Genomic DNA, 13,215 nt, shown 5'->3' with positions numbered 1-13,215 from the left:
TGGTTGAGTGTCCGGGTGCCGTCCGATTAGCTGCCTCGGAACGTCACCCGCCGACGCCCCTCGAAGCGTCGGCTGCAGCGTCTTAACGCGCCTTCACGGGCTTGCGGAAGGCCTGAGTCAGGCGATCCAGCAGCATGGCTAGAATGACCACGGCGATGCCCGCCTCGAAGCCATCGCCCGGGCGCAGCCGCTGGATCGCTTTCCAGACCTCGCTGCCCAGGCCATCGGCACCGATCATGGCGGCGATCACGACCATCGACAAGGCCAGCATGATGGTCTGGTTGATGCCCGCCATGATAGTCGGCAACGACAGCGGCAACTGTACCTTGAACAGTTTCTGGCCACGTGTCGAGCCGAAAGCATCGGCGGCTTCGATGAGTTCCTTGGGCACCTGGCGAATGCCCAGGGTGGTGAAGCGGATGGCCGGCGGCATCGAGAAGATCACCGTGGCGAAGATCGCCGAGACCGAACCGATGCCGAAGAACGGAATCGCTGGAATCAGGTAGACGAAGGCCGGCATGGTCTGCATGAAGTCAAGAACCGGCATGATCACGCTATACAGCCGGTCGGAGAGCGCGCCGAGTATGCCCACCGGCAGCGCGATCACCACTGCCACGAGGGTGGCGAACACCACTAGCGTCAGCGATTCAATCATCGGATACCAGAGCCCCATGTTCCAGATCAGCGCCAGACCGAGTACCGAGCCGATCGCCAGGCGGATGCCCGCTACCCGCCAGCAGAGCAGTGCGATGAGCGCCATCAGCGCCCATTCAGGCATCCAGGCCAGGGCGTCGTTGATGGTATTGATTCCACCCTGGGTGAACCGTGAAATGCCGCGGGTCACGGATGCGTATTCGGTGGTCAGAAAGTCCAGCCCGGTTTCGATCCAGTCGCCGAGCGGTATACGGGGAATATCGATAGCCATTTAGTGTTCTCCAGCTTCAGCCAGTTCCGCCAGCACGGCGCCCTTGACCACCACGCCGAGCAGACGCTGGTCCGCGTCGATCACGGCGATCGGGTAGCTCTTGTCGTTGAACATTGCAAACAGGTTATGCAGCGGTTCGTCGGGGCCGACCTTGGGGAAATCGTCATGAATCAGCTCCTTGATGGACTGAACGCCTTCCCTGGCCGCCCGGTCAGCGGCGTCGGCCTCGATCAACCCGAGCAGCTTGCGATCGCGACTGGTGACGTAGATCGAATCCAGGCTGTTCTCGCTGAGCTTGTGCAGTACCGTGCGCGGGCCGTCGTCCTCGCGTGCGGTGGCACGCACCGGGCGCATGGCGCTGCGTGCGGTGAGGATGCGCGACATGTCGACCCCTTCGATGAAGCGGGCGACATAATCGTCGGCGGGATTGGTAAGAATATCCTCGGGCTTGCCGATCTGGACGATCTCGCCATCCTTCAACAGGATGATCCGATCGCCGATGCTCAGGGCCTCGTCGAGATCATGGGTGATGAAGATGGTGGTCTTCTTCATGCGGTGCTGCAGCTCGAGCAGTTCCTGTTGCATGTCCTTGCGGATCAGCGGGTCGAGTGCCGAAAAGGCCTCGTCCATCAGCATCACGGTCGAATCGTTGGCCAGCGCCCGTGCCAGGCCGACGCGCTGCTGCATGCCCCCGGAAAGCTGGTTGGGCAAGGCGTCTTCCCAGCCGCCGAGACCGACCTGCTTCAGCGCATCGCTGGCGCGCCGGGTGCGCTCCTGCTTGTCCACGCCGCGGACCTCAAGGCCATATTCGGCATTCTGCTGTACGGTGCGATGCGGGAACAGCGCGAAGTTCTGGAACACCATCGAGAAGTGACGGCGCCGGCAATGCAGCAGCTCCTTCTCGGACAGCGTGGGGATATTCTCGCCGTCGATGACGATCTCGCCCTCGGTCGGCTCGATGAGCCGGTTGAGACAACGGATCAGGGTCGATTTTCCCGAGCCCGAGAGACCCATGATGACCAGCAATTCACCCTCTTGGACATCGAAGCTGACATTGGAAAGACCCAGCGTCTGGCCGGTCTGCTCGAGAATCTCCCCGCGGCTCTTGCCCTTGTCGCGCAGTTCCAGTGCCTTCTTCGGCTGATTGCCGAAGACCTTGCTCAGGCCGCGTACCTGAATCTTGGTCTGTTGCGTTTCGCTCATCGGCTTTGCCTGTATGTCGTGATCGTTTTATTTGATGCGAAACGACGCGGCGAAGATTTCTCAACGCCATCGCAGCGCCGTATTTTCATAACGAGTGGTTATAGCTCTTATTGCATCATACAATCTTATTAATAGTGCTTCAAATCAGAAGTACTGATGATTGATCAACGGTTCAATTTCCCCATGGCCAGTTACGGAGGAATTCCGAACGCTCAATAGGGCTGATTTTCGAGGCGATGACGCTGCCAGTCGCTGGCGGGGGCATTGAGTCGCAGGGCAGCATCGACGACTTGCTCCTCCATGTTGTAATGACTGGTGAAGCCGAGCCGCTTCACCAGCGCTCGCATCGGACCGTTATCGACCATGATCTTGCCGACCATTTCCAGGGTACCCAGGCCGCGGCTGTAACGGATCATTTTTTCCATCAGCAGTCGCCCCAGGCCATGACCATGCATGTCGTCGCGGATGATCACCGAGAATTCGGTGCGGATGTTGTCGGGATCGTTCCAGACCCGTACCACGCCGAGCATTTCCTTGCTGCCGTCGGTGCGCTGATGTTCGGCAATGAAGGCCATCTGACGGTCGTAGTTGATCTGGGCCAGCCGCGACAGATCGCGCTTGCTGAGATCGGCCTTGTTATGGAAATAGCGAAAGCGGATGCTCTCTTCGGAAAGCTGAGCGTGGAAGGCCGTGATCAGCGGCGCGTCCTCGCCCCGAATCGGGCGAATCTCGACGTGCATGCCGTTGCTGAGCGCGACCCACTCACGCAACTCTTCCGGATAGGGCATGATCGCGTGGCGCGCGGGTTCGCCGAGATCCATCGCGAAGTCGATGGCCATCAGGCCCTCGCTGTTGAGCAGCAACGGATTGAGCTCCAGCCCCTTGAGCTCGGGCAGGTCCGAGGCCATCTGCGATAGCTTGACCAGCAGTTGGCCCAGCCGCTTGTAATCGAGATCGGGATCGCGCGAATGCTCGCCGATCAGCTTCGCCGCGTGGGTACGCGCGATCAGCTCGTTGGCCAGGGTCATGTTCAATGGCGGCAAGGCGACCTGCCGATCGGCCAGCACGTTGACCTTGTAGCCGCCGATGCCGAAGACGATCACCGGGCCGAAGATCGGATCCCGGGTGATGCCCGCGCACAGCTGCAGCGAATGCTTGCCGCGCTGCATTTCCTGCAGGCAGTAACTATAGATGCGGCTGTCGGGGAACTTCTCCTCGACCTTGGCGCCGAGACGCCGGACGCCGTCGGCCACCTCCTCGGGGGTCTGCAGATCCTGCAGCAGGCCGGCCGAGAGCTTGTGCGGGTGCTGGCGATAGCGAAACGGCAGGCAGTTGCGTTCATGGACGATCTTGAGCGCCATGCGCCCCGACAAGGCGCCGGCCGCCTCGGCGGCCTGTTGCGGGGTGAGCGCATAACGGCTTGGCGCCACCGGGATGCCGTAGGCGGCCAGCACCTGGGCGGTCTCCTCGTGGGTCAGTCGATCGCGTTGACGGGCCTTGGCCTCGCCGATCAGCCGATGGCAGCGTTCGCGAATCGCCGCGCTGGTGGTGAATGGCAGGCTCGGTGGGGTTTCCTGCAACTGCGCCTGGACCCGCTGATAATCCACCATGTGCATGAAGGCCTTGACCGCCTTCTCGGGCGAAATGTAGGTCGGAATCCCGGCCAGATTGCATTCGTGGCGGGCCGACAGCGCCTCTTCGAGCCCCATCCAACTGGTCAGCAGGTTGCGCTTGAAACGCCGCCGGTTGGCGACCACCGCCTGGGCGGTGGCTCGCGACGGCGCCAAACGGGTCGGCGCATGGACCACCAGTACGGCATCGGTATTGGGATCGGCGGCGACGATATCCAGCGCCTCGACGAAGCGCTCGGGCGCCGCATTGCCGCCCAGATCGACCGGATTGCGACCCGGCAGACTGATGTCGAATTCGCCGTCGGTCAGCGCCCGGCGCGTCTGTTCGGAGAACTCCGCCAGCGTGCCGCCGGCGTTGATCAGCTTGTCGATCGCCAGCAAGGCCGGCCCCAGACCATTGGCGACGATCGCCAGGCGGTCGCCACGCAGCGGCTTCATGCGCGACAACGTTTCCAGCGCGTCGAACAGCTCATCGGAATCGTCGACCCGGACCACCCCGGCACGAGCCAGCGCGGCATCGACGATCACGTCGCGGTTGGCCACGCCCGGTGTCGACGGCACGCCGGACAGCTCGGAGCCCGGCGTGCGGCCGCTCTTGATGGCCAGCACCAGGCGGTTGCGCGACGATTCGCGCAACGCGGTCATGAAATGCTGGGCGTCGTGGATGCGCTCCAAATGCAAGAGCATCGCCTGACAAGGCGAGTATTGATTGATGTAGTCGATCAGGTCGGCCAGCATCACATCGACGCTGTCGCCCAGCGTGACGAGGTGGGAGAAGCCAATGCCGCGCCCGGCGGCCCAGTCGATCATGGCATTGCCTAGCATGCCCGACTGACCGAGATAGGCGACGCGTCCGGCCTTCACCGGCTGGCTGGCGTAGGTGGCGTTGAGATGACGCCCCGGGACGATCATGCCCAGACATTCCGGACCCAGCACACGGATTCCCGAACGCCGCGCCGAGGCCAGCATGCGCTCACGAATCGAGCCGCCGTCGCCGCTGCGATCATCGAGATGCGCGCCACCGGAGAGCACCATGGCCGCGCGCACGCCGAAGCGCCCGAGCTGCTCGATGAGCCGGGGCAGACCCGCCACCGGCGAGCAGACGACCGCCAGGTCGGGGACGTCGGGAAGCTCATGGACGCGCCTGACGCACGGCTTGTCGTGAACGCTGGCGTAGCCCTTGGGATTGACGGCCCAGATATCGCCCGGAAAGCCGCTGTCGATCAGGTTGCGAATCACCAGCCCGCCCATGGAATGAGTCTTTTCCGAGGCACCGATGACCGCCAGGGTCCTCGGTTCGAAGAAATACCGCAAAAACCGTGTGCTCACGCTGCGCTCTCCTTGCCTCGACCTTGTCTCGACGATGTTCACTGTGTACGACTTAAGAACAGTGTCCTGCAAGCCTTGCCGGCGTTTACCGTGATTAACTGTCGGCCGGAGACCCTAGATGATCACAGCCTTTATCAGTCATCCCCATTGTGATCGCCACCACATGGGGCCGGACCATCCGGAAAGTCCCAAGCGGCTGGACATCATTCGCGCTCACATGGCGCTCGCCGGGGTACTTCAACAGACCATGCAGGCCGACGCCAAGCCGGCGAGCGACGAACAGCTGGTGCGCATCCACCCGGCGCGTCATCTCAAGGCGCTCGAACGTTGCGTGCCCGAGCGGGGGCTGATCAACCTCGACAGCGATACGTTCATGAACCCCGACAGTCTCGATGCCGCGCGCTTCGCCGCCGGCGCCGTCATTGCGGGCATCGACCGGGTCTTTCGTCATCAGGCCGACAATGCGTTCTGCGCCGTTCGCCCGCCGGGCCATCATGCCGAGGCCAGCGAGGCGATGGGCTTTTGCTTTTTCAACAACGTCGCCGTCGGCGCCGCTCATGCCCGGGCGCGCTACGGCGTGCGACGCATCGCCATTATCGACTTCGACGTTCACCAGTGTAACGGCACGATCGACATCTTCGGTGGCGATCCCGACACGCTGATCTGTACCAGCTATCAGTACCCCTTCTATCCCTGGCGCCACCTGCGCGCCGGATTCGACAACGTCATCGACACGCCGCTCGATGCCGGCTGCGACAGCGCTAATTACCGCAAGCTGGTCGAGCGTGACTGGCTGCCCGCGCTGCAGGCACATCGCCCCGAACTGATTCTGGTCTCGGCCGGCTTCGATGCCCACCGCGAGGATCCGCTGGGCGATATCTGCCTGGAGGACGCCGATTATCACTGGATCACCGAACTGCTCATGGGCGTCGCGCGTAGCCATGCCGACAACCGGCTGGTGTCGGTGCTCGAAGGCGGCTATGCGCTCGACGCCCTGGGTCGCAGCGCCGCCGCCCATGTATGTGCCCTGCTCGGCCAGCCCTACCTGCCCGCTGCAGCGCCAAAGTGAGCACGATGTTTCCGGGAGGGCGGAAATCGGCATGCAAGAAGATGTCGCAGAATGCATCATCATAGGCGCTACCAGGGCGCTTGATGGCAAGCGCTGTGCTAGCATGGACGAAAATTGATTTCCGATCGTGAACTGTCAATCAATGGCCACAACCGACCAGGACGCCGCTTTGCAGATCGCCTCCGGGCGCAAGCCTTTCGTCGAGCCACTGCGCCTCGGCAAGCGACTCAAGGAGATCCGTCTCGCCAACCGGTGGACGCTCGAGGACGTCAGTCAGCGTACCGGGCTGGCGCGCTCGACGCTTTCCAAGATCGAGAACAATCAGCTATCACCGACCTTCACGGTGGTCCAGAAGCTGATCGGCGGGCTGGGCATCGATTTGCCACAGTTATTGCGTCCGCCAAAGCCACAGACGGCCACCATGGGACGGCGCGACCTGACCAGGGCCGGCGACGGACAGCGCCATCCGACGCCGACCTACGAGCATGAGCTACTCTCCCATCAACTCGCCCAGAAGCGCATGATCCCCTTCAAGACCATCGTCCGGGCGCGCAGCTTCGACGAGTTCCATGAATGGGTGCGTCATGATGGTGAGGAGTTCTTGATCGTGCTCGAGGGCAGCATCCTGCTCTACACCGAGTTCTACGAGCCCGTGGCGCTCGAGCAGGGCGACAGCATCTACTTCGATAGCGACATGGGCCATGCGCTGGTTTCGATCGACGAAACGGACGCCACGGTATTGTCCGTCTGCACCCGCGCCGACATCGGCTAGGTCGCCGATCGTTCGCGGCGCTGCTCGGCATATGGCCTGCGCCCTTCTTTCCAGTCTTGACCAAGCGGAGCGATCAACATGCGTGAATTCGACGACGCCACACGTACCGAACTCGAGGCCGCCGCCTTTCGCCGGCTGCTTGCGCATCTCGACGCCAACAAGGACGTCCAGAACATCGAGCTGATGATTCTGGCCGATTTCTGTCGCAACTGCCTGGCGAAATGGCTGGTTGCCGCCGCCGATGAGCGCGGCGCCGAACTCGACTACGAGTCGGCCCGCGAGTACGTCTACGGCATGCCCTACAGCGACTGGAAGGCGAACCACCAGGCGCCGGCCACGCCCGAACAGCTCGCCGCCCTGGAAGCCCGTCAACAGCGCAAGGAAAAGGCATGAGCGACGAACGTGAAGGCTTGATACCGCTCAGCGTGGCGGTATTGACGATTTCGGATACCCGCGACGAGTCGACGGACCGCTCGGGCCAGACGCTCGTGCAGTGTCTCGACGAAGCCGGCCATCGGCTGATCGACAAGCGGATCGTCATCGATGACGTCTACCGGATCCGCGCCGTAATCGCCGAGTGGATCGCCAATCCCGCGGTCCAGGTGATCCTGACCACCGGCGGGACCGGCTTCACCGGGCGCGACTCCACCCCCGAGGCGGTCTCGGTGCTGCTCGACAAGACCATCGATGGCTTCGGCGAACTCTTTCGCCACCTGTCATGGCAGGAGATCGGCAGCTCGACCATCCAGAGCCGCTGCCTCGGCGGGCTGGCCAACGCCACCGTGGTGTTCTGCCTGCCGGGTTCCACCGGGGCCTGCCGCACCGCCTGGCACGGCATTCTGCGCGAGCAGCTCGACAGCCGGCATCGGCCCTGCAACTACGCCAACCTGGTGATCCCCGGGCGAGGCACGCATGGCTGACGCCCAGGCCGAACTGCAAGACGTGGAGGCCGCGCTCGAGGCACTGCTGGCCGGTGTCTCGCCGCTTGCCGGCGAGCAGCTGCCGGCCGAGCACGCCGCCGGACGCGTGCTCGCCGAGTCGGTGACGGCCACCCGCGACGTGCCGCCGGCCGATAACAGCGCGATGGACGGTTACGCCCTGCGTGCCGCCGATGCCGGCACGCTGCTGCCGATCAGCCAGCGCGTTACCGCCGGCAGTGCAGCGCAGCCGTTGGCGCCGCGTAGCTGCGCGCGAATCTTCACCGGCGGCGAGATACCGCTGGGCGCCGACTGCGTGGTGATGCAGGAAGCCGTCGAGTTGCGCGAGCATGGCGCGCTGATACCGTCCGACGTGTCCCGCGGCGAAAACCTGCGCCGCCGCGGCCGCGACGTGGCAGTGGGCAGTGCTCTGCTGCCTGCCGGGGCGCGGCTCGGGGGCGCGGCCTTGGGGCACATTGCCGGCCAGGGCATTGTTTCGGTCAGCGTCCGTCGCCGTCCGCGTGTCGCCCTGCTGACCACCGGCGATGAGCTGGTCGAGCCCGGACAACCCCTCGCTGCGGGGCAGATCTACAACAGCAACCGGCCGATGCTGACACGCCTGCTCGAGCGCTTCGGGGCCGAGGTCGTGTACACGGCCACGCTGCCGGACGATTTCGCCACGACCTGTCGCCTGCTGGGCGAGGCGGCGCAACGAGCCGACGTTGTCGTCTCCTGCGGCGGGGTGAGCGTCGGCGAAGAGGATCACGTCAAGGCGGCGCTCGAGCGCCTCGGCCGGCTCGATCTCTGGCGTCTGGCAATGCGCCCGGGCAAGCCGCTGGCGCTGGGCCGCCTGCCGCACGCCGATGGCGAGGCGCGGTTCGTCGGCCTGCCCGGCAACCCGGTTTCGAGTTTCGTCGGTGCCTGGCTCTACCTGCGCCCGTTGATCGGCGCCCTGCTGGGCTGTGGCGAACTCGCCGCGCTGCCCCGGCTGCCTGCCCGGGCGGGATTCACGACCCGTACCCAGGCGCGACGCCACTTCATGCGCGTGACGCTCGAATTCGGCGAAGCGGACATCGTCGCGCACGCCTTCGCCGATCAGAACTCGGCGGTACTGTCTTCATGCGTCGCCGCCGAGGCCCTCGCCGACATTCCGCCGCACAGCGATATCCACGAAGGCGATCGTATCGGCTGCCTGTGGCTGCCCGAGGGATAATCAGCTTTCGCGCCTGATGCCCAGTTCGCGGTTGAGCGCCGGCCATAGCGCCTGGAAATCCCGTTCCAGGCCCGCGTAGTCGGCCTCGATCCAGGGCACTAGCTCGGCGAGACGGTTGGGGCCCTGCAGGCGCCGCCCCAGATTGGCGATGGCCGTGCAGGTGAAGTCGAGATCGGCGTAGCGCGACAACCAGTCCTGCTCGATGAGCAGCGGCATCATCGTCGCCAGGCGAGCCGGTGCCGTGCGTGCTGCCAGCACCCGGTAGCAGCGCTCGATCAGCGCCGTGTCGAGATGGTCCCGGGCGACGAAATGATCCCACACCATGTCCAGCGCGATGCCGGCGTAACGGCGTCCCCAACTCGGCGCCCGCGAACGGGACTCGCGCACCACGCAATGCTGGTCCACCCAGGCGTCGACGCGTCGATGATGGCGTATCCCGGCAGCGACGGCCGGGGCCCAGTCGCCCAGATCGGCGCCCTTGACGCCATCGGCAACCAGATTGCCATACAGGAATTCATCCGTGCCGCCGCGGGCCAACCAGCCATGTGCGAGAAAATTCACCAGGCGCTCTTACAGGCAATTGGTGGGCTTGGGCAACCCTGCCAGCCGCGCGGCGACCTTGGCCGGGCTGTCGGGGAACAGGCGCATCAGATGGATGGAGCGCCCCTTGTCGGGCCCCAGCCGCTGGCCGACTGCCTTGACCAGCGGGCGCATCGCCGGGGCCATTGCGTAGCGCCGATAGAAATCGCGCAGCGTATCGATCACTTCCCAGTGTTCGTCGGTCAACTCGCGGCCCTCTTCCGCGGCCAGCGCCTGGGCGACGGCCGGCGACCAGTCGGCGAGATCGACGAGATAGCCTTCGGGATCAAGGGCGACTTGGCGCGCATCGATGGCAACGTAGCGTGCGGGGCTCGTGGTGCTCATCAGAACCAGCTCACCGTGCGTTGGGTTTCTTCCGTCAACGTGACGAAACCTTGCATGTCCAGCACCGTTATCCACGCTGCGCAGTGCTCGCTCAAGCCCCGCGACGCGAGATCCTCGGCCAGCGCGAAGCAGCGTCCATGCAGCGATGAAAAAAGCGCCGCATGGGGTTCCACCGCCCCATAGACCCCCGCTTCCATCAACAGCAGCCGGTCGTCGGGGCCCATTGCACGCAACACCTCGTGCGGCACGCCGCTGGAGGCGGGAGAGCGATTAAGCAGGTGCAAAAGCATGGCCGAACGGATCCTCGCTGGGCGCCATCAGAAGTTGAAGACCGACGCGCTCGTTGCAAACAGGCCGGGCAAGGCCTGGTCAGATACCGGGCGTGCCGGCCAGTTGAGTCGCTCCATGGTGAGTCCTCGACTGGTCAACGACTCGATATCGGCGCGGATATCGTCGATATCGTACATGGTCAGCATGTCGAGCGTGGCATGGCTGCCCTTCTGCCCGAGCGGCCCGGCCTGCTGACCACCACGTAGCGCCTCGACGCCGTCGCCGAGAAACAGCAGGGTCACGTCCTGGCCAAGGGCGGCGGCCACCAGCGCGACGTCGAGGCCTTCACGCAGCCAACTACTGTCATGGGGAGCGTGGCGCAGCACCACCAGCACCCTCTGCGGACTACCCATGCATACTCCAACAATCCATGCACACTCCAACATTCATGCCCATCAGGGTGCGAACGTCACCAGGCGGTCATGGGTCATGCTGGCCTCCACCAGTTGGCCCAGCCCGGTCAGCTCGAACGGCGGCTCGACATTATGGGCTGGCTTGCCGTGGCGCCGCGCCTCGCGCTCATCGATCATGCCCCGCCGCAAGGCCGCCGCTACGCACACCAGCAACTCGGTGCCCTGGGATTCGGCCAAGCGCAGCCAGGCATCGCCCAGGTGCGGCTCATCCTGAGGCGGCGCGCTCAACCGCGAGGCATTGTAAACCCCGTCATGATAGAAGAACACGGTTGCCAGGCGATGGCCGCGATCGATGACGGCCTGAGCGAAGCGCAACGCCGAATGCGACGCTTGGTGGGAATAGGGCCCGCCCATTACAACCAGACCATAGCGCATTTCGGTCCCCTTTCTGGATCAGCTAGCTCAGCTAGCTCAACATTCATTGTCGTGCACGCCTTGCGGTAGAGGCAACATTACGGACAGGCACGCTGCTCACGAGAGTCAGCGTAAACCTGCACAACGAAAAGAGCCCCCGCCGGCAATCCGGCGGAGGCTCGTGTCACAGCAGGCCGACTCAATCGCTATTCATGATGCCCAGCAGCGAAAGCAGGCTGATGAACAGGTTGTAGATCGAGACGTACAGCGTCACGGTCGCCAGAATGTAATTGGTCTCACCGGCACGATGCACGATCTCGCTGGTCTGGTAGAGAATGACCGCCGAAGAGAACAGCACGAACCCGGCGGAAACCGCCAGAGCCAGGGCGCCGATATTGAAGATCATCGCCACGACCATCGCCAGGATCAGCACGATGGCACCGGCCATCAGGAAGTTGCTCAGGAAACCGAAGTCCTTGCGGGTAATCAAGGCTACCGCGGACAGCCCGACGAAGGTCGCCCCGGTCATGGCCAGTGCGGTCATGACCAGCTGGCCGCCATTGGGCACGGACAGATAAAGGTTGATCACGGGACCCAGAGTGAAGCCCATGAAACCGGTGAAGGCGAAGGTTGCCAACAGCCCAGCTGCCGAGTTGGCAGTCTTGTGGACCAGGAACATCAAGCCATAGGCGCCGATGAAGAAGATCAGAATGTTCATCTGACCAACGCCCATGGCGACGGCGACGCTAGCGGTCACTGCCGAGAACAGCAGCGTCATTGCCAGCAGCATGTAGGTGTTGCGCAATACCTTGTTGGTCGACAACGCCGACGTGCGGCGATCGCTGACCTGCGATGACTGATAGGCCATGATTCAGACTCCTGTCGCTAAAGAAAACGAGTGTTAAAGGAAGAACTATGAGTATGACCCAGCATGCCGGCTGCGGGTTCCCCGCGCAAGCCACAATAGCGCGTTTTTCATGGCTTATCTCGATTGCCGGCTTACGTTTTGCTTGAGAAGTGACGGGCGCTCTCGTGCAGCGCTTCGATATGCAGATTCCCGGTGCCGAACGCCCCCAGGTCGATGTATCTGACATTCCCCAGATTGATCGGCTCGGCAAGGATGGTATGACCAACCACCACGCCATCGATATTGGCAATGCGGGCGTCATGGTGAGAAGCGATACGTCGACGGGCCCAGGTCAGCTGCTGCTTCAACGCATGGCCCTGTCGCTCGATAGCCAGCCAGTCACCCGGCGGTTCGGCATGCACGATTCCGACGCTGGCCTCGTCGAGGGCCACCTCGATGGCGTAGGGCATGCAAGACAATGCCGCCTCCAGCAAGTCAGCTAACTCGCCAGACCGCTCATTCAAGGCCCAGCCCCCGCCGTTCTCGATCCACAATGCCCAGTCGCCGCTTTTCAGGGCCTGTGCGGCAAGTTCTTCATGATTGCCGCGCACGGCGTGAAACCATGGTTCGAAGGTCAACTCCAGGCAGGCCCGCGAATCGGGGCCACGATCGATCAAGTCGCCTACGCAGAACAACCGATCGCGCGCAGTATCGAAATCCAGGCGCTCGAGCGCCGCTTGAAGCAGGCCGTAACAACCGTGGATATCGCCCACGACATAGTCAGTACCCGCTCGGTTGACGGCACAACGTTCGAGCATCGTGCTCATGAACATCCACCTCGAAAGACCCCTGGGGATGGCTCGACAGATCGCTCCGCGAATCTCGCACCATACAAGTGCCTGATGCGCCAAGGCTTGAAGATAGGCCCCGGCATGACCGGGGCCGGGAACACAGCAGGGCTCAGGTCCTCTTAGTGCCCTGCATGTTCAGGCGTAATGCGATCCCCGAATCCTGACTTACATTAGCGACTTCGAGGGCATGCGTGGTCATATCCGCCTCGAGCCGGCTCAGAGCCTCCGGATCGCTCCGCTGAATCGCCAGGAGCTGATTTTCAGACAGATTGCGTGCCCGATGTAGTCTTTGCCCGCCTTGCGTAGTGCGGTACCCACTTCGCCTGAGGCAGTCTCGTGGAATGCCGTCTCGTCCTCGCCGGCATTCAGGATCGTGATTTCCATGTCTTGCTCCTGTTGTTTCGATCTAGCCTTGCTGCCACTCGCAATCAGCCCAT

16 protein-coding genes are annotated in these 13,215 nt (G+C 63.4%); 5 read left to right on the top strand and 11 right to left on the bottom strand.

Annotated elements, in window-relative coordinates; all coding sequences use genetic code 11:
* Positions 1 to 82: 82 nt before the first annotated feature.
* The 3 genes from K7I12_RS00840 to K7I12_RS00830 form a co-directional block, all read right to left on the bottom strand.
* Positions 83 to 925, bottom strand: a complete 843-nt coding sequence (locus K7I12_RS00840; protein WP_031383545.1) for an ABC transporter permease — start codon at positions 923 to 925, stop codon at positions 83 to 85.
* Positions 926 to 2,128: a quaternary amine ABC transporter ATP-binding protein gene (locus K7I12_RS00835; RefSeq protein WP_031383546.1), complete on the bottom strand. Its 1,203-nt coding sequence runs from the start codon at positions 2,126 to 2,128 to the stop codon at positions 926 to 928.
* Positions 2,129 to 2,340: 212 nt separating this feature from the next.
* The gene (locus K7I12_RS00830) at positions 2,341 to 5,088 is read right to left on the bottom strand and encodes a bifunctional acetate--CoA ligase family protein/GNAT family N-acetyltransferase (RefSeq protein WP_231662671.1); all 2,748 of its coding nucleotides are present in this window, start codon (positions 5,086 to 5,088) and stop codon (positions 2,341 to 2,343) included.
* 118 nt (positions 5,089 to 5,206) lie between these two features.
* On the opposite strand from K7I12_RS00830, the gene K7I12_RS00825 reads away from it, so the two are divergent.
* From K7I12_RS00825 to K7I12_RS00805, 5 genes are all read left to right on the top strand, one after another.
* Positions 5,207 to 6,157: a histone deacetylase family protein gene (locus K7I12_RS00825; protein WP_031383548.1), complete on the top strand. Its 951-nt coding sequence runs from the start codon at positions 5,207 to 5,209 to the stop codon at positions 6,155 to 6,157.
* A gap of 142 nt (positions 6,158 to 6,299) precedes the next feature.
* The gene (locus tag K7I12_RS00820; RefSeq protein ID WP_031383549.1) at positions 6,300 to 6,929 is read left to right on the top strand and encodes a helix-turn-helix domain-containing protein; all 630 of its coding nucleotides are present in this window, start codon (positions 6,300 to 6,302) and stop codon (positions 6,927 to 6,929) included.
* Positions 6,930 to 7,007: 78 nt separating this feature from the next.
* Positions 7,008 to 7,322 (top strand): DUF1244 domain-containing protein, encoded by a 315-nt coding sequence (locus K7I12_RS00815; RefSeq protein ID WP_031383550.1) that lies wholly within the window; start codon positions 7,008 to 7,010, stop codon positions 7,320 to 7,322.
* A complete protein-coding gene (gene moaB, locus K7I12_RS00810) occupies positions 7,319 to 7,849 on the top strand; it encodes a molybdenum cofactor biosynthesis protein B (RefSeq protein WP_031383551.1) in 531 nt (176 codons plus the stop codon). Before K7I12_RS00815 ends, moaB begins: the two co-directional genes overlap by 4 nt.
* A complete protein-coding gene (locus tag K7I12_RS00805; protein WP_031383552.1) occupies positions 7,842 to 9,059 on the top strand; it encodes a molybdopterin molybdotransferase MoeA in 1,218 nt (405 codons plus the stop codon). The genes moaB and K7I12_RS00805 overlap by 8 nt, the downstream gene beginning before the upstream one ends.
* Here the strand turns inward: K7I12_RS00805 and K7I12_RS00800 are convergent, their stop codons facing one another.
* From K7I12_RS00800 to K7I12_RS00765, 8 genes are all read right to left on the bottom strand, one after another.
* Positions 9,060 to 9,620, bottom strand: coding sequence for an acyl carrier protein phosphodiesterase (locus K7I12_RS00800; protein ID WP_031383553.1), 561 nt, complete (start codon positions 9,618 to 9,620; stop codon positions 9,060 to 9,062).
* A 9-nt stretch (positions 9,621 to 9,629) separates the two neighbouring features.
* Positions 9,630 to 9,983, bottom strand: a complete 354-nt coding sequence (locus K7I12_RS00795) for a TusE/DsrC/DsvC family sulfur relay protein (protein WP_231662670.1) — start codon at positions 9,981 to 9,983, stop codon at positions 9,630 to 9,632.
* Positions 9,983 to 10,273: a sulfurtransferase complex subunit TusB gene (tusB, locus tag K7I12_RS00790; protein WP_031383555.1), complete on the bottom strand. Its 291-nt coding sequence runs from the start codon at positions 10,271 to 10,273 to the stop codon at positions 9,983 to 9,985. The genes K7I12_RS00795 and tusB overlap by 1 nt, the downstream gene beginning before the upstream one ends.
* A gap of 27 nt (positions 10,274 to 10,300) precedes the next feature.
* Entirely contained in the window at positions 10,301 to 10,666 is a 366-nt protein-coding gene (tusC, locus tag K7I12_RS00785) for a sulfurtransferase complex subunit TusC (RefSeq protein WP_031383556.1), read from the bottom strand.
* 42 nt (positions 10,667 to 10,708) lie between these two features.
* Positions 10,709 to 11,101, bottom strand: coding sequence for a sulfurtransferase complex subunit TusD (gene tusD / locus K7I12_RS00780; protein WP_031383557.1), 393 nt, complete (start codon positions 11,099 to 11,101; stop codon positions 10,709 to 10,711).
* A 178-nt stretch (positions 11,102 to 11,279) separates the two neighbouring features.
* A complete protein-coding gene (locus K7I12_RS00775) occupies positions 11,280 to 11,948 on the bottom strand; it encodes a Bax inhibitor-1/YccA family protein (protein ID WP_031383558.1) in 669 nt (222 codons plus the stop codon).
* 131 nt (positions 11,949 to 12,079) lie between these two features.
* Positions 12,080 to 12,754 carry a metallophosphoesterase gene (locus K7I12_RS00770; protein ID WP_035575540.1) on the bottom strand — a complete coding sequence of 225 codons (675 nt, stop codon included), beginning with the start codon at positions 12,752 to 12,754 and terminating at the stop codon, positions 12,080 to 12,082.
* 240 nt (positions 12,755 to 12,994) lie between these two features.
* The gene (locus K7I12_RS00765) at positions 12,995 to 13,162 is read right to left on the bottom strand and encodes a hypothetical protein (protein WP_160171092.1); all 168 of its coding nucleotides are present in this window, start codon (positions 13,160 to 13,162) and stop codon (positions 12,995 to 12,997) included.
* Between the last annotated feature and the right edge of the window lie 53 nt (positions 13,163 to 13,215).

This window comes from Halomonas sp. IOP_31 (assembly GCF_021151495.1).
GTDB classification, from domain to species: domain Bacteria; phylum Pseudomonadota; class Gammaproteobacteria; order Pseudomonadales; family Halomonadaceae; genus Modicisalibacter; species Modicisalibacter zincidurans.
Note: the sequence above shows the minus strand (reverse complement) of the source record. Positions and strands in the feature narration are given on the sequence as shown.

Coding starts and splice junctions, on each gene's coding strand:
- K7I12_RS00835 (WP_031383546.1), bottom strand. CDS start 2,128: ATGAGCGAAACGCAACAGACCAAGATTCAGGTACGCGGCCTGAGCAAG.
- K7I12_RS00770 (WP_035575540.1), bottom strand. CDS start 12,754: ATGAGCACGATGCTCGAACGTTGTGCCGTCAACCGAGCGGGTACTGAC.
- K7I12_RS00820 (WP_031383549.1), top strand. CDS start 6,300: ATGGCCACAACCGACCAGGACGCCGCTTTGCAGATCGCCTCCGGGCGC.
- K7I12_RS00805 (WP_031383552.1), top strand. CDS start 7,842: ATGGCTGACGCCCAGGCCGAACTGCAAGACGTGGAGGCCGCGCTCGAG.
- moaB (WP_031383551.1), top strand. CDS start 7,319: ATGAGCGACGAACGTGAAGGCTTGATACCGCTCAGCGTGGCGGTATTG.
- K7I12_RS00840 (WP_031383545.1), bottom strand. CDS start 925: ATGGCTATCGATATTCCCCGTATACCGCTCGGCGACTGGATCGAAACC.
- K7I12_RS00765 (WP_160171092.1), bottom strand. CDS start 13,162: ATGGAAATCACGATCCTGAATGCCGGCGAGGACGAGACGGCATTCCAC.
- tusB (WP_031383555.1), bottom strand. CDS start 10,273: ATGCTTTTGCACCTGCTTAATCGCTCTCCCGCCTCCAGCGGCGTGCCG.
- tusC (WP_031383556.1), bottom strand. CDS start 10,666: ATGGGTAGTCCGCAGAGGGTGCTGGTGGTGCTGCGCCACGCTCCCCAT.
- K7I12_RS00815 (WP_031383550.1), top strand. CDS start 7,008: ATGCGTGAATTCGACGACGCCACACGTACCGAACTCGAGGCCGCCGCC.
- K7I12_RS00795 (WP_231662670.1), bottom strand. CDS start 9,983: ATGAGCACCACGAGCCCCGCACGCTACGTTGCCATCGATGCGCGCCAA.
- tusD (WP_031383557.1), bottom strand. CDS start 11,101: ATGCGCTATGGTCTGGTTGTAATGGGCGGGCCCTATTCCCACCAAGCG.
- K7I12_RS00825 (WP_031383548.1), top strand. CDS start 5,207: ATGATCACAGCCTTTATCAGTCATCCCCATTGTGATCGCCACCACATG.
- K7I12_RS00775 (WP_031383558.1), bottom strand. CDS start 11,948: ATGGCCTATCAGTCATCGCAGGTCAGCGATCGCCGCACGTCGGCGTTG.